Source organism: Aliivibrio thorii (assembly GCF_057368585.1).
In genome coordinates this window covers 220,228-240,995 of the sequence record NZ_CM170654.1, presented here as the reverse complement: position 1 = coordinate 240,995, position 20,768 = coordinate 220,228, and the positions used below count along the sequence as shown (strand labels likewise).

General features: G+C 40.4%; 19 protein-coding genes. 8 read left to right on the top strand and 11 right to left on the bottom strand.

What is annotated here, in order from left to right; all coding sequences use genetic code 11:
- Positions 1 to 32 precede the first annotated feature (32 nt).
- Positions 33 to 539, bottom strand: coding sequence for a CpxP family protein (locus AC2IP4_RS01075; RefSeq protein ID WP_486310479.1), 507 nt, complete (start codon positions 537 to 539; stop codon positions 33 to 35).
- A gap of 201 nt (positions 540 to 740) precedes the next feature.
- Between AC2IP4_RS01075 and AC2IP4_RS01070 the strand changes: the two genes are divergently transcribed.
- From AC2IP4_RS01070 to trmL, 3 genes are all read left to right on the top strand, one after another.
- Positions 741 to 1,427 (top strand): response regulator, encoded by a 687-nt coding sequence (locus AC2IP4_RS01070; RefSeq protein ID WP_375321320.1) that lies wholly within the window; start codon positions 741 to 743, stop codon positions 1,425 to 1,427.
- A gap of 3 nt (positions 1,428 to 1,430) precedes the next feature.
- Positions 1,431 to 2,822, top strand: a complete 1,392-nt coding sequence (cpxA, locus tag AC2IP4_RS01065) for an envelope stress sensor histidine kinase CpxA (protein WP_375321321.1) — start codon at positions 1,431 to 1,433, stop codon at positions 2,820 to 2,822.
- A gap of 117 nt (positions 2,823 to 2,939) precedes the next feature.
- On the top strand, positions 2,940 to 3,413 hold the full coding sequence (gene trmL, locus AC2IP4_RS01060; protein WP_375321322.1) for a tRNA (uridine(34)/cytosine(34)/5-carboxymethylaminomethyluridine(34)-2'-O)-methyltransferase TrmL: 474 nt from the start codon (positions 2,940 to 2,942) through the stop codon (positions 3,411 to 3,413).
- A 75-nt stretch (positions 3,414 to 3,488) separates the two neighbouring features.
- On the opposite strand, the gene cysE is transcribed toward trmL, so the two are convergent.
- The 4 genes from cysE to AC2IP4_RS01040 form a co-directional block, all read right to left on the bottom strand.
- Positions 3,489 to 4,310: a serine O-acetyltransferase gene (gene cysE, locus AC2IP4_RS01055; RefSeq protein WP_375322827.1), complete on the bottom strand. Its 822-nt coding sequence runs from the start codon at positions 4,308 to 4,310 to the stop codon at positions 3,489 to 3,491.
- 18 nt (positions 4,311 to 4,328) lie between these two features.
- Positions 4,329 to 5,360 carry an NAD(P)H-dependent glycerol-3-phosphate dehydrogenase gene (gpsA, locus tag AC2IP4_RS01050; protein WP_486310478.1) on the bottom strand — a complete coding sequence of 344 codons (1,032 nt, stop codon included), beginning with the start codon at positions 5,358 to 5,360 and terminating at the stop codon, positions 4,329 to 4,331.
- Between the two features lie 163 nt (positions 5,361 to 5,523).
- A complete protein-coding gene (gene secB, locus AC2IP4_RS01045; RefSeq protein WP_375321324.1) occupies positions 5,524 to 5,994 on the bottom strand; it encodes a protein-export chaperone SecB in 471 nt (156 codons plus the stop codon).
- A gap of 130 nt (positions 5,995 to 6,124) precedes the next feature.
- A complete protein-coding gene (locus AC2IP4_RS01040; protein ID WP_375321325.1) occupies positions 6,125 to 6,577 on the bottom strand; it encodes a rhodanese-like domain-containing protein in 453 nt (150 codons plus the stop codon).
- A gap of 222 nt (positions 6,578 to 6,799) precedes the next feature.
- Here AC2IP4_RS01040 and AC2IP4_RS01035 point away from each other — a divergent pair, with 222 nt between their 5' ends.
- The gene (locus AC2IP4_RS01035) at positions 6,800 to 7,945 is read left to right on the top strand and encodes a murein hydrolase activator EnvC family protein (protein WP_375321326.1); all 1,146 of its coding nucleotides are present in this window, start codon (positions 6,800 to 6,802) and stop codon (positions 7,943 to 7,945) included.
- 102 nt (positions 7,946 to 8,047) lie between these two features.
- On the opposite strand, the gene AC2IP4_RS01030 is transcribed toward AC2IP4_RS01035, so the two are convergent.
- The gene (locus tag AC2IP4_RS01030; RefSeq protein WP_375321327.1) at positions 8,048 to 8,563 is read right to left on the bottom strand and encodes an FxsA family protein; all 516 of its coding nucleotides are present in this window, start codon (positions 8,561 to 8,563) and stop codon (positions 8,048 to 8,050) included.
- Positions 8,564 to 8,993: 430 nt separating this feature from the next.
- Between AC2IP4_RS01030 and aspA the strand changes: the two genes are divergently transcribed.
- Positions 8,994 to 10,442: an aspartate ammonia-lyase gene (gene aspA / locus AC2IP4_RS01025; RefSeq protein ID WP_375321328.1), complete on the top strand. Its 1,449-nt coding sequence runs from the start codon at positions 8,994 to 8,996 to the stop codon at positions 10,440 to 10,442.
- Positions 10,443 to 10,616: 174 nt separating this feature from the next.
- Positions 10,617 to 11,918: an anaerobic C4-dicarboxylate transporter gene (locus AC2IP4_RS01020; protein ID WP_375321329.1), complete on the top strand. Its 1,302-nt coding sequence runs from the start codon at positions 10,617 to 10,619 to the stop codon at positions 11,916 to 11,918.
- Between the two features lie 110 nt (positions 11,919 to 12,028).
- Here AC2IP4_RS01020 and ltrA read toward each other — a convergent pair whose 3' ends face one another.
- Both ltrA and AC2IP4_RS01010 read right to left on the bottom strand, forming a co-directional pair.
- Complete coding sequence (ltrA, locus tag AC2IP4_RS01015) at positions 12,029 to 13,264, bottom strand: group II intron reverse transcriptase/maturase (RefSeq protein WP_375321735.1); 1,236 nt, start codon at positions 13,262 to 13,264, stop codon at positions 12,029 to 12,031.
- A gap of 841 nt (positions 13,265 to 14,105) precedes the next feature.
- The gene (locus tag AC2IP4_RS01010) at positions 14,106 to 14,531 is read right to left on the bottom strand and encodes a universal stress protein (protein ID WP_375321331.1); all 426 of its coding nucleotides are present in this window, start codon (positions 14,529 to 14,531) and stop codon (positions 14,106 to 14,108) included.
- 213 nt (positions 14,532 to 14,744) lie between these two features.
- On the opposite strand from AC2IP4_RS01010, the gene AC2IP4_RS01005 reads away from it, so the two are divergent.
- Both AC2IP4_RS01005 and nagB read left to right on the top strand, forming a co-directional pair.
- Complete coding sequence (locus tag AC2IP4_RS01005) at positions 14,745 to 16,598, top strand: protein-disulfide reductase DsbD (RefSeq protein WP_375321332.1); 1,854 nt, start codon at positions 14,745 to 14,747, stop codon at positions 16,596 to 16,598.
- Between the two features lie 104 nt (positions 16,599 to 16,702).
- Positions 16,703 to 17,503 (top strand): glucosamine-6-phosphate deaminase, encoded by an 801-nt coding sequence (nagB, locus tag AC2IP4_RS01000; RefSeq protein WP_375321333.1) that lies wholly within the window; start codon positions 16,703 to 16,705, stop codon positions 17,501 to 17,503.
- Positions 17,504 to 17,944: 441 nt separating this feature from the next.
- On the opposite strand, the gene arsJ is transcribed toward nagB, so the two are convergent.
- The 3 genes from arsJ to AC2IP4_RS00985 form a co-directional block, all read right to left on the bottom strand.
- Positions 17,945 to 19,156, bottom strand: a complete 1,212-nt coding sequence (gene arsJ / locus AC2IP4_RS00995; RefSeq protein WP_486306789.1) for an organoarsenical effux MFS transporter ArsJ — start codon at positions 19,154 to 19,156, stop codon at positions 17,945 to 17,947.
- Between the two features lie 66 nt (positions 19,157 to 19,222).
- A complete protein-coding gene (locus AC2IP4_RS00990; protein WP_375321335.1) occupies positions 19,223 to 19,720 on the bottom strand; it encodes a phosphatase domain-containing putative toxin in 498 nt (165 codons plus the stop codon).
- 30 nt (positions 19,721 to 19,750) lie between these two features.
- Positions 19,751 to 20,752, bottom strand: a complete 1,002-nt coding sequence (locus AC2IP4_RS00985; RefSeq protein WP_375321336.1) for an ArsJ-associated glyceraldehyde-3-phosphate dehydrogenase — start codon at positions 20,750 to 20,752, stop codon at positions 19,751 to 19,753.
- Positions 20,753 to 20,768 lie beyond the last annotated feature (16 nt).

Genomic DNA, 20,768 nt, shown 5'->3' with positions numbered 1-20,768 from the left:
CTCGCTTTTATCTATCTTCAGCTTAAATCTAATTATTTAGCACAATCTGCGATGTATTTATCTTGGTTTGCTTTAAATTCTGTTTTTTGCTCTGGTGTTAAAATATTCATCATCTCATGACGCTTCTTCATCATTTCTACACGACGATCAATTTGGCGCTCTGACATTTTCTCAGCTAATGAACGTACTGCTTGCTCATCAAAGCTATCCGCTAGCATTAAGTCTTGCATTGCTTGGTGATCCGCTTTCATCTCAGCCGTCGGTTGACGTTTGTGACCCTTTTTAGCCTTGTGTTCAGCTTTACGAGCATCACGCATTGCATCAAATTGGTCTTCTTGTGCATCAGTAAGCTCTAAATCTTTAAAGGCTTTTTTATTGGCTTTCATCATGCACTTGCTTCCGTGCATACCTTCACCACCTTTCATGCCGCCTTTCATTCCCCCTTCATGATGACTCCCGCCCGCTGCTAATACAGAAGCAGAAGCTAAAGAAAGAGGAAGTACTACTGCACCTAAAATCATTTTTTTCATCATGTTCATTGTGTTATCTCCGTGACAGAAAATTCAGTGTTATTAAACGCAGCTCACTTTCGTGCTGCTTGGTATGGATTAAGAATAGCGCAAGCAAAGTAAATGAGTGTCTTTTGAGCGTAAATCAACGTAAAGAGCATTTTCAAGGTTGGTATTCATCAGTGTATTTGGCGATACTATATCCATAAGGTATTACGCAGGTGAATAATAATGGCAAAAATTTTATTAGTTGATGACGATGTGGAACTGACCGCATTACTTAAAGATATTTTAAGCTTGGAAGGCTATAACGTTGTTGAAGCCAACAATGGTATAGAAGGGTTAGCTGCAATTAGTGATGACCTTGATCTTATCTTACTTGATATTATGATGCCAAAAATGAATGGCATGGACATGCTACGTAAATTACGTGAAACCAATGAAACTCCAGTATTAATGCTAACAGCCAAAGGCGAAGAAATAGACCGAGTTATCGGTTTAGAACTTGGAGCTGACGACTATTTACCAAAACCTTTTAGCGACAGAGAGTTGCTTGCTCGCATTCGTGCCATCTTACGTAGAACACAAAGCAAAACTAAAGAAAGCCATAATAGCAGCAGTATTAAATATCAAAATATAGAAATATTCATAGGTAAACAAGAAGCCTACCATGATGGTGACTTATTAGATTTAACGGGAACTGAATTTGGATTACTGTCTCAGTTTATTCAAAAGCCCGGAGAGATCATTTCAAAAGAAGACCTTAGTTTAGAAGTGCTTGGAAAACGCCTTGCGCCTTTTGATCGTGCAATTGATATGCACGTATCTAATTTGCGCAAGAAACTACCACCACTAACCGAAGGAAAGCCTCGCATTAAAACATTACGTGGGCGTGGCTATTTATTTGTAGAGGAATAACTCTTGTTTGCTAAGAAAATTAAATTTCCTTTAATATCAAGTTTATATGGTCGTATCTTTGCCATTTTTTGGTTTACTTTATTGCTTGTTCTTATTGGGGTAGTTATCGGCCCTAATTTTGATCCACGAGCTCGCCATAATATCGCAACAGAACATCTAACTAAGATGACACAAATTGCAGCCTACATTACAGGAAAATACTCCGAACGAAGTGATCTTAAAGCTACGTTAAGAGTTATCAGTCATAAGGCACATAAGCACGACGAGAATCTAGACCTATTTTTTACCACACCAACCGGTGAAATTTTAGATAAACCAAAAGAATTACGAGGCAGAAAGAAGGCATTACTTAATTTTTTGACCCTATCTGATAACCCAAAACTACCACAACAAAAGCTCTATGGTAGGACGATGATGGCAGGGCCATTCGATATCGTAATCGCTCATGAAACCGTTTATATGTACGTCGGGAGATATTGGAAAAAACCTCCTCCTTTCATTCTTCGTATTTTAGATAAACCCATACAGCTCTTATTAGTAACTATGCTCGTTAGCACCCCATTTTTATTATGGTTAGCTTGGGCATTAAGCCAACCAGCAAGGCGACTACAAAAAGCAGCTGAACGGGTTGCCAAAGGCCAATTCGAAAAAGACGAAACCTTAGAAAAAGGGCCAAAAGAATTCAGAAAAACAGGACAAAGCTTTAACCAAATGGTGGGATCATTAAACACGATGATCTCAGGTCAACAGCGGTTACTTTCTGACATCTCACATGAGCTACGTTCACCATTAACCCGGTTACGAATGGCTACGGCTCTTGCTACCCGTAAGCAAGGAGAAAGTGCTGAATTGTCTCGTATTGATATGGAAGCAGAGCGCCTCGAGCAGATGATTTCAGAACTACTGGAGCTATCTCGTATCCAAGTAAATAGCCACCAAGAACGTGAGAAAACAGATGCCTATACACTTTGGTTTGATATCTTAGAAGACGCCAAATTTGAAGCTGAGCACATGAACAAAACACTCTCATATGTAGGGCTAACAGAAACCCCTATTTTTGGTAATCCAAACCTGCTAATGAGTGCGATAGAAAATGTAATAAGAAACGCCATTAAGTACGGTAATGATGTCATTACCGTTCATCTCGCAGTACATGAAAATTCATTAGTTATCCACGTAGATGACAATGGTGAAGGTGTTCCAGAAGATGAACTAAACGATATTTTTAAACCTTTCTATCGTGTATCAACCGCCCGAGACAGAAGCAGTGGCGGTACTGGTTTAGGTCTTGCCATTACCGAGAGTGCCATGCATCAACATAGCGGAACCATCATTGCGAGCAAAAGCCCTCTTGGTGGATTACGAATGACAATCACTTTACCTATCGAACAATAATTATCTCTAACAACATGACTTATCTCAAAGTAAGCCATGTTGTTACTCGTACGCCCTACCCCGATACCAATCAATTAGATATACTGCGTTTAATTTCCGTTTATTCAAGAGTTCATTATGTTTGAGATTGCGCTGTACGAACCTGAAATCGCACCAAATACAGGTAATATTATTCGACTGTCTGCTAACTGCGGTGCAAACCTGCATTTAATTGAACCATTAGGATTTGATTTAGAAGAGAAAAAGCTTCGCCGAGCAGGGCTAGATTATCATGACTTAGCTCATGTAAAACGCCATAAAAATTACGCTGCTTTTCTTAAGTATTTAGAAAATGAAGGCAAACACCGTATTTTTGCTTGTACCACCAAAACCACCGGGCACCACACAACACCAAGTTACCAGAAAGGTGACGTATTATTGTTTGGCCCAGAAACACGTGGCCTACCCGCGGATTTAATCGATGCTTTACCAATGCAACAACGTGTTCGCATTCCAATGATGCCAGACAGCCGCAGTTTAAATCTATCAAACTCTGTTGCTATCATCGTATTTGAAGCATGGCGTCAAATGGGGTTTGAAGGCGGGCTATAAACTTCCCCCTCATTATTCACATACAAAAATAGCCACTCAATAGTGGCTATTTTTGTATGTGAATAATGGGGTTTATTAAATTCCATCACCAGAAATAAAAGTCTGTGACTTACCGTTAAACTGCTGGTCCATATCAAGAGACGGCATTTCAGAACTCGGACGGCCAACAATTTTAGCTGGAACACCAGCAACAGTAGTATGGGCTGGAACAGCTTGAAGCACGACAGAACAAGACCCAATCTTAGCCCCTATTCCCACCTCAATATTCCCTAAAATCTTCGCACCAGCACCAATCATGACTCCTTGACGGATCTTTGGATGGCGGTCACCACACTCTTTACCTGTACCACCTAAGGTGACATCTTGAAGAATAGATACATCATTTTCAACTACTGCCGTTTCACCAATAACGATGCCAGTAGCGTGATCAAACATAATCCCTTTACCAATCGTTGCCGCAGGGTGAACATCCACCTGACAAGCTACTGAGATTTCATTTTGTAAATAAGTTGCTAATGCTACTCGGCCTTGTTTCCACAACCAATTCGATACGCGATAACCCTGCAGTGCGTGATAGCCTTTTAAATATAATAGAGGCATTGAGTACATAGAAACCGCAGGATCTCGATTTACCGTCGCGCAAATATCACAAGCAGCAGCATCGGTAAGAGAAGGGTCTGAAGCAAATGCTTCCTCTACCACTTCACGAACTGCCATTGCTGGCATAGACGCAGTCGCTAATTTATTCGCAAGAATATAGCTTAATGCCGCAGCAAGGTTTTCATGTTTAATAATGGTGGCATGATAAAAGCTTGCAAGCATGGGTTCTTGTTCTGACTGCTCACGCGCTTCTCGAACAATACATTCCCACACTTGATGTTTTTTACATTCTTTCATTTTCATACCATCCTTGAATTATGATTCTGATTTCTTATCTCGTGCCAATAAATCCTGCGCAGCAACTCTTGCATCTTTTCCTTGATACAATACTTGATAAATTTGCTCAACTATAGGCATTTCTACACCCATACGCTCTGCAAGTAAGAATACTTCTTTGGTATTTCTATAGCCTTCAACCACTTGACCAATTTCAGCCTGAGCGCTTTCTACATCACCACCTTGACCTAAAGCAAGACCAAAGCGACGGTTGCGTGATTGATTATCGGTACAAGTTAATACTAAATCACCTAAACCAGCCATCCCCATAAAGGTTTCCGCTTCTGCACCTAACGCTACACCTAGACGAGTCATCTCAGCTAAACCGCGAGTGATCAATGCCGTACGAGCATTAGCGCCAAAGCCAATACCATCAGACATACCAGCGCCAATAGCAATCACGTTTTTCACTGCACCGCCAAGTTGCATACCAGTGAAATCGTTATTCGCATATACTCTGAACGTTTTTGAACAATGAATTTTCTCTTGAAGATCTTTTACAAATTGTTGATCAGGTGACGCAACAGCAATCGCTGTTGGCATACCAAAAGCAAGTTCTTTAGCAAAAGTAGGTCCAGAAAGTACAGCCAGTGAATGCGACTCACCTAAAGCTTCTACTGCCACTTCTTTTAATAAACGACCTGTTTCAGGTTCTAATCCTTTTGTTGCCCAACACACACGAGAATCGTCACGTAAGAATGGGCTTACATTGCCTAGTACTAGACCAAATACATGACTTGGAACCACAACAAGTAAATCGCGGCTCGCCTGAACTGATTTTTCAAGATCAGTAGACATAATCAATGACGGTGGAAAAGCAACACCAGGTAAAAACTCTTCATTAGCACGATCGGCTTCAAGGCGATTCATATGCGCTTCTTCATGGCCCCATAAGATCACTTTTGCGCCATTACGAGCAAGAGAGATAGCAAGAGAAGTTCCGTATGAACCAGCACCAAGTACGGTCATTGAAATATCAGAGTAATCAGTTTGTGTTGTCATTGTGACCATCCAAAGCAGTATCAGAAAGATACAGTAGTAATAAAAACAAAATGCACTTGTTATCAGAATATAGAAGCTATAAAAACTATAGGACCATATTAGATAAAAAAGTGCATTTATTCTCTACAAATTAATCAATAGCAAATGCCATCAATTCATCATCTTCAAAAAATTACGCTTGAGCTGGTGCTTCTGCGTTTTCTTGAGCTTGGTTTTGTAGGTAATTCATGAACAATGCGTCAAAGTTAACTGGCGCAAGGTTAAGTTGTGGGAACGTACCTTTAACCACTAAGCTAGAGATTGTTTCACGAGCGTATGGGAAAAGAATGTTCGGGCAGAATGCACCTAGGCAATGTGCTAGTTGAGCTTCTTCCATTTGACCAGCAGTAAAGATACCACCTTGTTGAACTTCACATAAGAATGCAGTTTCTTCTTCGTTCTTAACCGTTACAGTTAGACGTAGAACCACTTCATAAACACCTTCGCCTAGTTCACGGCTTTGAGTATCAAGATCCAGTTTAACGTCTGGATTCCACTCTTTTTGGAACATAGTTGGTGAGTTAGGCGCTTCAAAAGACACGTCTTTTAGGAAGATACGTTGAATTGCAAAGTTCTGTTGTTCTTGTTGTGCTGCTTCAGCCATGGGAAAAGTCCTTTAAATTTAAATAGGTATGAATGCAGAATAACGATGTCTTATTACTCTGCATTCGTGACATCTAAAAAATGAGCCAGATATCACATCAAAATGAATCGATTGCTTAGGAAATCGGCAATTACTTTTTGTTCTTTGCCGATTTCGCTTTTACTAACGGTAGGTTAGCTTCATTCCAAGAGATCAAACCGTTTTTAAGAAGCTTAACTTGCTCAAAGCCTGCTTTATGTAAATCATTTGCTGCCGCTTGAGCTGTTTGACCTGTTTTACATACAACAATAATTGGGGTAGTTTTTGAGTTTTCAAGACCAGATAAGTTACCTGCTTTTATATCACTTGGTAAAATGTGACGAGCATCCGTAATATGACCTGATTTATATTCATCTTTAGAGCGAACATCTACAACAATTGCGTCTTCACGGTTCATCAGCATCGTAGCTTGCGCTGAATCAACTTCTTGGTAGCCAGACGTTTTTTGTTTTACTACGTTTTGAATTAACGCAACAATAATACCAACCCAAACAACGGCTAAAATCATGTTGTTGGTTACAAAATCGATGATTGACGTTTCCATATTCTTTATCTCTGATTTTTTGGATAACCACATGCCATTAGACAGTTCAGTTACCATAGGCGCTAAAATTAAGGCGAAAGTATACCCTAGGGTTTCTTTTGAAACTAGCGAGGATAAAAAAACAGGCTAATACAGCTAAAATGCTGTGATATTGGTTTTACAATTGAGACCAAACACAAACTCTACCTAGTCAGAGTCCACTCTATCTGAAATAATGCTGCGATGAACATATCCCTTTCAAATACGTTTTTTTCTTTTCGTAAAATCTGTACGACGGCGTTAGTGTGCCTGACATTTAGCTTCCCTATAACCTCTCATGCTAATGACGCAGAATTAAAGGGAATGAAACAAGAGATATCTCGTCAAAACTCACTATTAAGTAAACAGAAAAAAGAACTCTCTAGTCTTCAAACTAGTTTGAAAAAACATGAGTTATCCATTGCTAACGCTTCTCAAAAAACGCGTAACGCAGAGCGAGAACTTAATTCCTTAAAAACCTCGATTTCCGATCTAAAAAAACAACAGTCAGAACTAACCCAGCAACAAGTGGGTCAAATTGAAATACTGAAAGACCTATTAGTTAACTATTACCTCACAAGTCGAAATAATCAGTTATCCAACGTATTGAGCGGCGATGATGTCAATAAAATAGACCGTATGACTCAATATGCTCAGCGTCTATCAGAAGCAAGAGTTGGTGCTATTTCTCAATTAGAATTCACCACAATGCAGCTGAAAGAAAAAGAAGCATCCTTAGTTAAACAACAGCAACGACAAACTGAACTGCTTGCGCAATACACTAAAGAAAAACAAACTCTGCAAACATCTCAAAATAAGCGTAAGAAAACCGTTTCAAGCATTAAAAACCGCATATCCAGTGAAAGTGGTTATTTAAATGAGTTACAGCAAAATGAAAAGCGCTTAAAGGTTGCGATTGCTAAAGCCAAAGCTAAAAACAATGTCCCTATGGATGGTATTGCACGCCAAAAAGGCCGCCTACCTTGGCCAATCGACAACCCTAAAACATTGCATAGCTTCGGAACCAAACAAACGGGACAGCTAACTTGGAAAGGCATGGTATTAGCCAGCCAATATGGCGCCCCAGTGAAAGCCGTTGATTCTGGTAAAGTCGTTTTTGCTGATTGGCTACGTGGTTATGGCTTAATGATCCTAATTGACCATGGTAAAGGGGACATGACACTTTACGGTTATAACCAAAGCCTAATGAAGAAAGAAGGCGATAAAGTACGCGCAGGTGAAACAATCGCGGTGGTTGGTGACAGTGGCGGCCAAGATAGACCGTCACTCTATTTTGAGATCCGCCGTAACAGTAAAGCACAAAATCCACGCTCCTGGTTAAGACGTTAATCGTTACGAAGCCATTAAGTACTAATTATTAAAAAAGCCGCGTTATCTCTATTCATTAGAAAATAACGCGGCTTTTTTTATTCTATTCGTATAGCGAGTAGATTATTTTAAGGTTTTGTTTGGATCATCTTCTTTACGTTGAAACTCACCTTCAAATACATCACCTTGTTGATCATTCTGATTTGCTTGATTAAATGGACCATTTTGGTCAAACCCACCACCAAAACCTGCATGGAAGCCACCTTGTGATGCTCCTATGCCATTCACTTTAACTCGACTCATTAACTGTTTAGCCAAATAAGCTCTTGGAGCCGGCAGTAAAACCAACATACCTAATGCATCAGTCATAAAGCCAGGAACAAGCAATAGCACACCAGCAACTGCAAGCATGACACCTTCAACAATTTGCTGTGCAGGTAATTCGCCCTGCTGCATTTTTGATTGTACTGACATCAATGTCTGAATGCCTTGGCTACGAACTAATGACGCACCAACAAAAGCGGTGATCAATACTAACCCAAGCGTCGGCCACATGCCTAGCATTCCCCCAACTTGCACAAATAAGGCAATTTCAATAATGGGAACAAAAATAAACATTAATAATAAAATAGGAAACACGATATACCTCGATTGGATTTGATACTACCTTTCATTTTTTGCTTCATTTAGTGTAGCAGGCATTCACTGCGAACCACTTTTTCTCTTTCTATTATGATAGATGCGGCACATCCCCTCAATTTTCAAGAAAGAACTCTGTAAAAGAGTGTAAACAGCCGTTAAATTCATTAACTCAAGTAGCAGTTATATAACCTATAAAGTAAAGATATTAACAACTAGTGAGAGCATTATCTCAATTTGAAATATTTTGCAAAAACTAGACGTAAAAAGTGATCAACTTAACACTTTTACCACTAAAGAGGTGTATGATAACTTCAAAACAAGGCATCAGGTACGATATTGATCACCCTCTGACGAACGGACTCTACTCGCAGATATGATCACTTGGACAGAATCCAATAATTAAAATATAGAACCTTAAAGGCTTACTATGACTCAGATGCTTGATTTAGAAAAAACGAATACTGCAACTCGTATTGAAGAAGATTTGTTAGGTGAACGTCACGTTCCTTCTGAAGCTTACTACGGCATTCATACCCTTCGCGCTATGGAAAACTTCAACATTTCAAATGTAACTATTTCTGATGTTCCTGAGTTTGTTCGTGGCATGATCTACACTAAAAAAGCAGCCGCTTTAGCTAACAAAGAATTAGGTGCTATTCCTTCACAAGTTGGTGAGTACATCATCAAAGCATGTGATTTAATTCTTGAGACTGGCAAGTGCATGGATCAATTCCCATCAGATGTTTACCAAGGCGGTGCGGGCACTTCAGTTAACATGAATGCTAACGAAGTTATTGCTAACGTTGCTCTTGAGCTAATGGGGAAAGAGAAAGGCGAATACGACATCATTAACCCTAATGATCACGTTAACCGTTCTCAATCAACTAACTGTGCGTACCCAACAGGTTTCCGTATTGCTGTATACAACAGCATGATGAAATTAATCGAAGCGATTGAATACCTAAAAGGCGCATTCGATCTTAAAGATCAAGAGTTCCGTAACATTCTGAAGATGGGCCGTACTCAACTTCAAGATGCTGTTCCAATGACTGTGGGTCAAGAGTTCCACGCTTGGGGTGTTCTACTTCAAGAAGAAGTGAAAAACCTTAACTACACAGCGCAACTTCTTTTAGAAGTAAACATTGGCGCTACAGCCATCGGTACAGGCTTAAACGCAGCGACTGGTTACCAAGAAGCGGCGGTTCGCCATCTAGCTGAAGTAACAGGCCTAGAGTGTGTTGCTGCTGAAGACTTAATCGAAGCAACGTCTGACTGTGGTGCTTACGTTATGATCCACGGTGCGCTAAAACGTACTGCGGTTAAAATGTCTAAAATTTGTAATGATTTACGTCTTCTTTCTTCTGGTCCTCGTGCTGGTCTTAATGAATTGAACTTACCTGAGCTTCAAGCTGGTTCTTCAATCATGCCTGCTAAAGTGAACCCAGTAATCCCAGAAGTTGTAAACCAAGTTTGTTTCAAAGTAATCGGTAACGATACTACAGTGACTTTCGCTGCTGAAGCAGGTCAACTGCAATTAAACGTAATGGAACCTGTAATTGGTCAAGCACTTTTCGAATCTATCGAAATCTTGAAAAATGCCTGTGTGAACCTACGTGACAAATGCATCGATGGCATTACGGTAAACAAAGAAATCTGTGAAGCTCACGTATTTAATTCTATCGGTATCGTCACTTACCTAAACCCATTCATTGGCCACCACGAAGGTGACATTGTTGGTAAAATTTGTGCTGAAACAGGTAAAAACGTTCGTGATGTAGTTCTTGAACGTGGCCTTCTAACAGAAGAGCAATTAGATGACATCTTCTCAGTAGAGAATCTAATGCACCCACAATACAAAGCAAAACGTTACGATTAATTCGTAGCACCTCAAATAGCGAGCTCACTGAAGCTCGCTTTTTTTTATATTAAAAATTTTACTGACAAACCCGTCAAGTAATCATTCATACTTTTATTAATTTGCTGTATATAGCTGTTTAATAAAAATCTGAATAATTATTTTAAATTCAAACTTAAACATTGGAGTTACATTATGATTGCTGTACAGCTTCTTGTCGTACTGCTGTTCATCTATTTAGGTGCACGCATCGGAGGTATTGGAATAGGTTTTGCCGGGGGAGCCGGTGTTCTTGTTCTTACTATGATCTTAGGTTTAGATGCAGGTTCTATCCCTATTGACGTTATTTTAATCATCATGTCTGTTATTACTGCGATTGCTGCTATGCAAGTCGCTGGCGGTATGGATTGGTTGGTTGACCTAGCAGAAAAATTCTTACGTAAAAATCCAAAACGTATTACTTTCTACGCACCTATCGTGACTTATTTCATGACGATGCTAGCAGGTACAGGTCACACTGCATTCTCTACACTTCCTGTTATTGCAGAAGTTGCTAAAGAACAAGGTGTTCGTCCTTCTCGCCCACTTTCTATCGCTGTTGTTGCTTCTCAAATTGCAATTACTGCGTCTCCAATCTCTGCGGCAGTTGTTTTCTTCTCTGGTATCCTTGAGCCTCTAGGTGTGGATTACTTAACACTATTAGCAGTATGTATTCCATCAACATTCCTAGCATGCATGGTTGGTGCGTTCGTTGCTAACTTCCTAGGCTGTGAACTGAAAGACGATATGGTTTATCAAGAACGTCTTGCAAAAGGCCTAATTAAGATGAACGGTGCTGGTAAGCGTGAAATTTTACCAACAGCAAAAGCATCTGTTTATATCTTCTGTGTTGCTATCGTCGCTGTTGTTGCTTATGCAACGATGATCAGTGGCAGTGTTGGCCTGATTGAACATCCAACAATTGGCCGTAACGAAGCTATCATGGCGCTAATGCTAACAGCGGCAGCGGCTATCGTTACTTTCACTAAAATTGATGCATCTAAAATTGCTAACGCAGCAACATTCAAATCAGGCATGAGTGCGTGTGTGTGTGTTCTTGGTGTAGCATGGCTTGGTGATACTTTCGTTTCTTCTCACATTGGTGAAATCAAAGAATTCTCTGCTGAGATCCTTGCACAATATCCGTGGATGCTAGCGATTGTTTTATTCTTTGCTTCTATGCTTCTTTACTCTCAAGGCGCAACAACAACAGCATTAATGCCTGCAGCATTAGCAATTGGTGTTGCACCAATTACTGCGGTTGCTTCTTTTGCGGCAGTGAGTGCATTGTTCGTACTTCCTACTTACCCTACGCTTCTGGCGGCGGTTGAGATGGATGATACTGGCTCAACACGAATTGGTAATCTTGTATTTAACCACCCATTCTTCATTCCGGGTGTTGCAACGATTTCGACTTCTGTTGCACTAGGCTTTGTATTTGGCGGTATTATTCTTTAATTAAGAAAATGCACATATACCACCATCGAGTAGGGTGAGGCTTTTGCCTCATCCCTCTCACAGAACCGTACGTACGGACCTCGTATACGGCTCCTGCAATTTACTATTTCTTAATAAAAAGAAGCGAGTACACCTGTTTTAACTTCGTCTATTGAATACAAGCCTAGATTTTTGAACCACTGATTAGGCATCGCATAGCTTGCTAACGGACTCGCACTGTTTCGCCATGAGTCCATTTTTATGGACTTAAATGGCGGTTTGTACTTTAGTTGCTTAAGACGACGATGCAATCTGCACGGCTTCTTCCATAAACTCATTTGTACCGCTCGCAATCTCCGCCTTATCCAAGCCGCAAGGCTTTTCAGTGTGCTCGTAATATTGGCTATTTTGAAGTAGTTTACAAACCCTCTGAGCACTGGATTCAGTTGCTTTAGCACTCTCGCTAAATTCAATCCTCCATTACGCTTGGTGAGTTGCCTTACTTTCGCTTTTAATGTTTTGAGCTTCTTTTCTTGAATTGCCGTGTAATTTGTAAAAATTTCCACTCCCAAGAATTTAATACCTGTATCGCTATGTGCTATATGGGTTTTCCGCTCATTCACTTTAAGTTTTAGCGTTACTTCTAAAATATGGCTAGCTACTTTTAATGCATTCTCTGCACCCTTTTTCGAGGTGCAGAATATCAAAATGTCATCCGCGTATCGCACTATTCGATGCTTACGCCTCATCATTTCTTGATCGAATTCATCTAAGTAGATATTAGCAAGTAGTGGACTAATCACCCCACCTTGTGGACTGCCTATTACACTATTCTGCCAGTTTTCACCAACCATGACTCCACTTTTTAGAAATTGACGGATCAAGCCTAAGATACTGCCATCCACGATGCGCTTTCGCACGAACTTGATTATCAGATCGTGGTCAAGCATGTCAAAACATTTAGACAGATCCATATCAACAACATGCCGCTTATTATATTTACGTATAAAGAGTGTAGCTTTGCTGATGGCTTGATGACAGCTTCGCCCAACCCGATATCCATAACTGGATGGATGAAAGTTTGGGTCAAATATGGGAGTCATTATATTCGTTAAACATTGTTGAACAATTCGGTCTCGAACTGTGGGGATCCCCAATAACCTGATACCGCCATCGTCTTTGGCGATCTCAACTCGTTTTACGGGCCGCGCTTGATAGCGCTTTTCTTGTAGTTCAAGTAATAGTTTTCTGAGCTCTACTTCCAAATTTTGTGTGAAATCATCGATACGCTGCCCGTCAATACCAGCTGCGCCTCCATTCTTTCTCACTTGTTTGTATGCCACGTAAAGCGCTTGCAGTGATAGCATGCGCCCGTAAAGGCTATAGTGTACTCTCAAATTATTATCTCACATCACCTGCTGCTGACTTTATTTATGTTGGTTAGGTTTATTTCGTTGTCGCGTTAAGTTTTCTAGCAAGGCTACGCCCTTTTATTCGCAATATGCTTAACCGCCTCTATGCCTCTAGTAAAGAGAAACACTTACTCCCCGTGTCCAGTTCTATTCACAGCTTTAGTATCACCCTTAGCCATTAAAATAGAGACTTTACCTTATTTGGTAATTCGTGAACCCATCATAAATTACGTCACTTTAAGGTAATTTATAAATCACTTCCCCCCTTCGCAATCAATAAGTGCTTTTGGCTCAAATTGACTCTATCAGATATATTACTGATAGTCGGCTTGGTTTTGTCCTCCACACCATCACTGGCTTTCACAGGCCTAGCCTTACTCACTACTACGGGTTCATCTGCCACCTCACATCGGCATTAGATCTTGAGTTTCTTCTTGAATCTAAGCCACTTACTGACAATTAAGTTTAGATGCCAGGCTTCCCCAGTTATTGCACTGACTCCCTGTTAGATATGCCACCCTCAAGCACAGAATTGGTCTGACTAAGTATTGGGCTTCGCGCTATTTTGGACGCTTACCCACCAATCCCGCCGAAACAGGTTACGGTTAGTTGTGTACATCTAACTTCCTATGGCTTCCTTCAGACCTCACCGTTAGCCAGTGACGCCCTTGCCATTCAGATTGTCTTCCCCTTAGTCGGGGTGACTCTGCTATCTTGCAAGCAGACGGGTTTGCCAGCTTTGCTGGGCAAACAAAAATGGCAGCTAATTTAGCTGCCATTTTTTATGTCTTTTAAGTTATGACGTAATCGGTACAACCAATATATCAATAGGAGAGTGATGAATGAGAGGTCGAGAATAGGAAATAATTTTACTCAAGAAATCATGGTGATGACCACAAATCAACAGGTCAATTTCATTATCTTTAACCGCTGCCTCAACTTTATGACTAAGATCTCCAGTTCCTACCCAAAAGCTCTCAATAGGAAAATCAGTATACTGCTGAAAATCAGCCAGCCATTTATTTGAAGGCTCATTAAGCGGTTTACGTTCAGGCTTTACTTGTATATCGATAAGCTCTGGATAAATCTCTCCATGAGTCCCATCAATATGAATATAAGACACTTTTGCACCGACTAAACCAGCCATAGAAACCGCTCTATCAATCAGAATATGACTCTCTTTTGACAGATCCAATGCTACAAGGATATGTTTGTATTTCATCACAACGCCCTCTTCATCTATTAGTCGAATAAGCATAGTTTTAGTCGAATAAAAATAGTGTCGTAGAGATCTCGAAACCGCAACAAATCAAAAAGAATTATCCGAGAATCCAAAGAGAAATGAGCAGAACATTAATGCAATTGATACTATACTTGTCGAACTCTTGACCATTTCGATAGTCATACCCGTATCTATTTTTATAAAGACTTCCACATGACGAATTTACTCCGATTTCGAGCTGCACTTTTATCATTCTTCATTCTGTTCACTTCTTTCGCTCCACAAGCCTTGGCTGCGTTTGATTTAACTAAATTACAGAACCAACAAGATTCTTCTTTTGTTACGGTGAATGAAGCGTTTCCTTTTAATTTCATGCAACAAGGAGATCGTGTTTATTTAGATTGGCAGGTAAAACCTGATTACTATTTATATCAACAGCGTATCTCAGTCTCTTCTAATGGTGCTGAAATTGCAGATTTAGTCATGGAGGAAGGGACTCCTCATAACGATGAGTTTTTTGGTAACGTGAATATCTACACAAAACCATTAACCATTACTGTGCCATTAATTTCTGTTGGCGATAATGCAGAATTAACCGTTCGTTACCAAGGGTGTGCAAAAGCTGGCTTCTGCTACCCACCAGAGATCCGTAAAATCCCGCTATCAGAATTAACAACATCAAGTTCATATCAAAATGAAGCGCCCAACACCCATGTTGTGGCAAAAAGTGATAGCGCACCCGTTAGCGTAGAAAAGAACACATCGTTGGCTCCTGAACCAAAAATAGTCACTCAAACTCAACAGCAAGAACTGGCTGACAACTTGGGTGACGCTTGGTGGACTCCATTTTTATTCTTAGCGCTTGGTATTGGACTTGCGTTCACACCTTGTGTACTGCCTATGTACCCTATCTTAACGGGTATTGTTTTAGGTGGCGGTAAACTGTCTCATGGCAAAGCTTTCAAGCTCTCTTTTGTTTACGTGCAAGGCATGGCATTGACTTACACCTTACTTGGGTTAGTAGTTGCTTCGGCGGGTATGCAATTTCAAGCGGCACTACAGCATCCTTATGTATTGATTGGTTTGAGCATCATGTTTGTTCTGCTTGCCCTATCAATGTTCGGTGCTTACACCATTCAACTACCAAGCAGCCTACAAACTAAATTAAATGACATTAGTAACCAGCAAAAAGGCGGAAACTTAGGCGGCGTTTTTGCAATGGGTGCTATCTCTGGTTTAGTCTGCTCACCATGTACGACCGCTCCTCTTTCGGGTGCATTGCTTTATGTAGCCAAAAGTGGTGACTTACTAACGGGTGCAGTTGCGCTGTATGCCTTAGCTATTGGTATGGGTATTCCATTAATTTTAGCCGCTGTATTTGGTAATAAACTGCTACCAAAAGCCGGTGTTTGGATGACACATATAAAAACACTGTTTGGCTTTATTTTACTGGCTGTTCCTGTTTTCTTATTAGAGCGAATTCTTCCTCATAGCATTACACCATTTGTTTGGTCTGCTCTTGGCGTTGCTGCGTTTGGTTGGCTCTATCATGTCAAAGCAACCATGCCTCAATCTTGGAAAACAAGTGTTGCTGGGATCATCGCGATCTTAGGTATTGTTGGCTCAGCAATTCCGGTGATTGATGCTATTTCAGGAAAAACCAATACCGAAGTAAACACCACCACTCAAGCTGTCACGTTTAAAAAAATAAGTACGATTGAAGACTTAAACCGAGAGTTGGAAGCAGCAAAAGCCCAAGGAAAACCTGTGATGCTCGACTTTTATGCTGACTGGTGTGTCGCGTGTAAAGAATTTGAAAAATACACCTTCCATAATGAAAAGGTAGAGCCGCTCTTAGGTCAATTTATCTTGTTGCAAGCCGATGTAACCAAAAACAGCCCAGAAGATATTGCCCTATTACAACAACTCAAAGTTCTTGGGTTACCAACCATCGATTTTTGGAATTCAAATGGCGATTATTTATCGAATGCTCGATTAACAGGATTTATGAAAGCAGAGCCATTTATGAACCATTTAAGTACAAACGTGACCAATGTTGAAGAATAATGTTTCTTTATTGAGCAAAATCATTGGTGATACACAGAAACTTATTTTATAATGCGAATTAATGATTTTTGATTCTACGACTTACGTTTTTTTGAGGTATACAAATGAGATTAATCCCGCTAAATCGCGCTGAACAAGTAGGTGCATGGTCTGCACAGCACATCGTTAACCGTATTAATGCATTCAACCCAACAGCAGATCGTCCATTTGTTCTTGGTTTACCAACTGGCGGTACTCCATTAAACACGTATAAGAAACTTATTGAGCTTCATAAAGCTGGCGAAGTAAGCTTTAAGAACGTAGTAACATTCAACATGGATGAATACATTGGCCTAGATGCTGATCACCCAGAATCTTACCGTACTTTCATGCACGAGAACTTCTTCAACCACATCGATATTCAAGCAGAAAACATCAATCTATTAGATGGTAATGCAGCAGATAACGAAGCAGAATGTCAACGTTACGAAGACAAAATTAAGTCTTACGGACGCATCAACTTATTCATGGGTGGCGTGGGTAACGACGGTCACATCGCATTCAACGAACCTGCGTCTTCTTTAGCATCTCGTACTCGTATCAAAACACTAACTGAAGATACGCGTATTGCTAACTCTCGCTTCTTCGGTGGCGACATGGAACTTGTTCCTAAGTACTCACTAACTATCGGTGTTGGTACTCTGCTTGATTCAGAAGAAATCATGATCCTAATTACAGGCCACAACAAAGGTCTTGCACTGCAAGCTGCAGTTGAAGGTTCTGTAAACCACATGTGGACTGTATCTGCACTTCAACTTCACCCTAAATCAGTAATCGTTTGTGATGAGCCATCAACACAAGAACTGAAAGTGAAGACAGTAAAATACTTCCAACAGCTTGAAGCTAAAAACATGGAAGGCTTTTAATTTATAGTGAACATTCACTTAAATTAAGCTAAAAAAAACCACCAATTAAACGGTAATGCCAGTCAGTTAAGCGAACATCAATAAAAACAAGGGCTTCAGACGAATTTATTACAATCATTCTGGAGCCCTTGTTGTATCTATCTTTCACTCTCTTAACGGGTACTTTGCCATATCTATTAGACATTGAATAAATAGTGCATAATTACTCAATAAAGTGACTAACTGATCGGCATTACCAATTAAACGGTGGTTTTTTTATGCATGAAGATTGTACCATTCTGGATAAGTAGTTGTTCAGATAATTGCGTAGGAAAAATTGATTAGATCAAGGCATAAATTACAGTAACTAGTGGATCTAATTACAAAATTTATAACGCAGATATAATCGATTTTAACAAGCAAGAATGATCAAATACTTATGTAGATTGGTATTACTTGAGTTTAAGCCTTTATTCTCTTAGGCAACTTAACCGATATCAGCGTAGCCAATAACAAAAATCCAAACGACACCCATAAGCACGCAGCCAGCCCTGCTATCTGAAATACCAATCCCGATAAAATAGTTCCGATTAAACGTCCCATTGCGTTGGCCATATAATAAAAACCAACATCCATCGACACCCCATCACCTTTGGCATAGCTGACAATTAAATAAGAATGCAGCGATGAGTTAATCGCAAACACGGCACCAAAAATCAATAAGCCAATGACGATAACATATTGAGCTTGCCACCCGATTTGCACACCATAAGCAATAAACCCAGTAACCAGAGTTAATAAGCCAGCCCACCACATTGCAGCGCGGCCATCAGGCACCTTACCTTCTGCTTTGCCTGTGATTTTTGGCGCAAAGCCTTGTACAAATCCATAACCAATCACCCACAGAGCGAGAAACCCACCAACCCACGAATGATCCCAGCCAAAGGTTGTGCCTAAGTAAATCGGTAATGCGATAACAAACCAGACATCTCTTGCGCCAAATAAAAATAAGCGCGCAGCGGAAAGAATGTTGATCTCACTCGACTTAGAAAACAGCTGTGTAAATTTAGGTTTAGATTTGGCTTTACCCATATCTCCATCAAGAAAAGCTAAACTGCCAATCAATACGACAAAAAGAACCACAGCCATGGTAATAACTGCCGCTTTAAATCCTATAGTAGAAAGCAGAACCCCTCCTAAGAAGAAACCCGCTCCTTTTAGTGCATTTTTAGATCCCGTTAAGATAGCAATCCACTTGTAGAGAGCTCCTTCTTGCTCACTTGGCACTAATGTTTTTATCGCGCTTTTAGCGCTCATTTTATTGAGATCTTTTGCTATACCAGAAAGTGCTTGAGCCACCATTACCCAAGGGATAGTGAGCCACACAGTAGGCACTGCAAGCATCAATAATGCAAATACCTGCATCCCTAAACCGACGTTCATGGTTTTATTTAACCCCAAACGTGCACCAAGCCAACCACCAATTAAATTCGTCACTACCCCAAAGAATTCATAAAACAAAAAGAGCGAAGCAATGGCTAATGTGCTGTAACCTAAATCATGAAAATAGAGCACCACTAACATGCGTAATGCACCATCAGTAATGGTGAAATTCCAATAATTAAACGTCACTATCATGTACTGTCGTACACTATGGCTTAGTTGAGAAAACATAAAACTCTTCCGTCTAAATAAAAAGTCCCAGAAGATAATTCTCTCTGAGACCCATCCTAAAACAAATTATTTATGTGCTATAGAATCTATATATTCAATTTGCACAGGTTTAGTAAATGCGCCCGGACGTAGTGCTTGTACTTGTTGCTTAATCACGTCTAGATCCCAACCTAAGTCCAACAACAAATGTCCAGCAAGCAAACCAGTTCGACCAGACCCGCCCATACAATGCATTGCTACCTTGCCATTATTTTCTAATACTTGTTGAAGCTCTTGGGTTGCAGATTTCCATTGTGCAGCAAACTCATCACCTGGGGCGCAATCATCTTCAATTGGTAAATAAAACCATTTCATGCCTAGGCGTTGTACTTCTTCACCAAGAGATCCTACGCCTTTTTCTGTTAATTCATCTTGGCTTAATGCCGTTGCTACCGCTTCAACACCTTGTGCTTTTAATTGCTCTAATGAGGCCGTTAACTCAACCCCTTTTGTGCCCGGACACGGAGTCAAAATTAATGCGCCATTAGTGTCTGTAACCGGTAGTTCCCAAATAGGATGTGTCATTTTAAATTCCTTAAACCAATGCCATTAATATTAAGCTAGGCCAACGTTACGAACCAACTCAGCAGTACGAGTTGCATAGCCCATTTCGTTATCATACCAAGCGTAAATCTTCACCATGCGCTTGCCCACAAGCATAGTAGATAGTGCATCTACAATCGTTGAGCGTTGGTCGCCTTTGTAATCAATCGATACAAGTGGGCGCTCCTCGTAACCTAAAATACCTTTTAGCTCACCCTGTGCCGCATCCTTTAATAACTGATTTACTTCTTCAACCGTGGTATCTCTTTTTACTTCAAAGATAATGTCAGTCAGTGAGGCATTCGCTAAAGGAACGCGTACCGCATGACCATCAATTTTATTTTTAAGCTCAGGGAAGATTTCTACAATCGCCTTAGCAGAGCCCGTTGTTGTTGGGATCAAGCTCATGCCACACGCACGAGCACGACGAAGATCTTTATGAGGAGCATCTAAAATGGTTTGTGTGTTGGTCAAATCATGAATAGTGGTAAATGCTGCATTTTCGATACCTAACTCCTTATTGATAACCTTAACAATTGGAGCAAGGCAGTTGGTAGTACAAGATGCCGCAGTCACAATTTGGTGAACATCAGGGTCAAAAATATCGTCGTTTACACCAACTACAATGTTCGCTACCCCTTCTTCTTTAACTGGAGCAGAAACAACAACACGTTTAACACCTTGAGCCAAATATTTATCTAAAAATGAACGAGAACGATGGACGCCTGTAGCTTCAATCACAACATCACAACCAGACCAATCAACCGCATCAATCTCTTTCTCTTGAGTGGTTTTAAGCTTTTGGTCACCGATGATCATAGTACTTCCATCGGTAGTCACTTCATGGTTCCAACGTCCTTGAATTGAATCAAATTCAAGTAAATGCGCTAAGGTATGAGCATCACCCGCGACGTCATTGATTTGCACAAATTCCAGCTCAGGCCAATCAAATGCAGCTCTTAATGCCAAACGTCCAATGCGGCCAAAACCGTTAATTCCTACTTTAATTGTCATCGTCTTAATCCTTAAT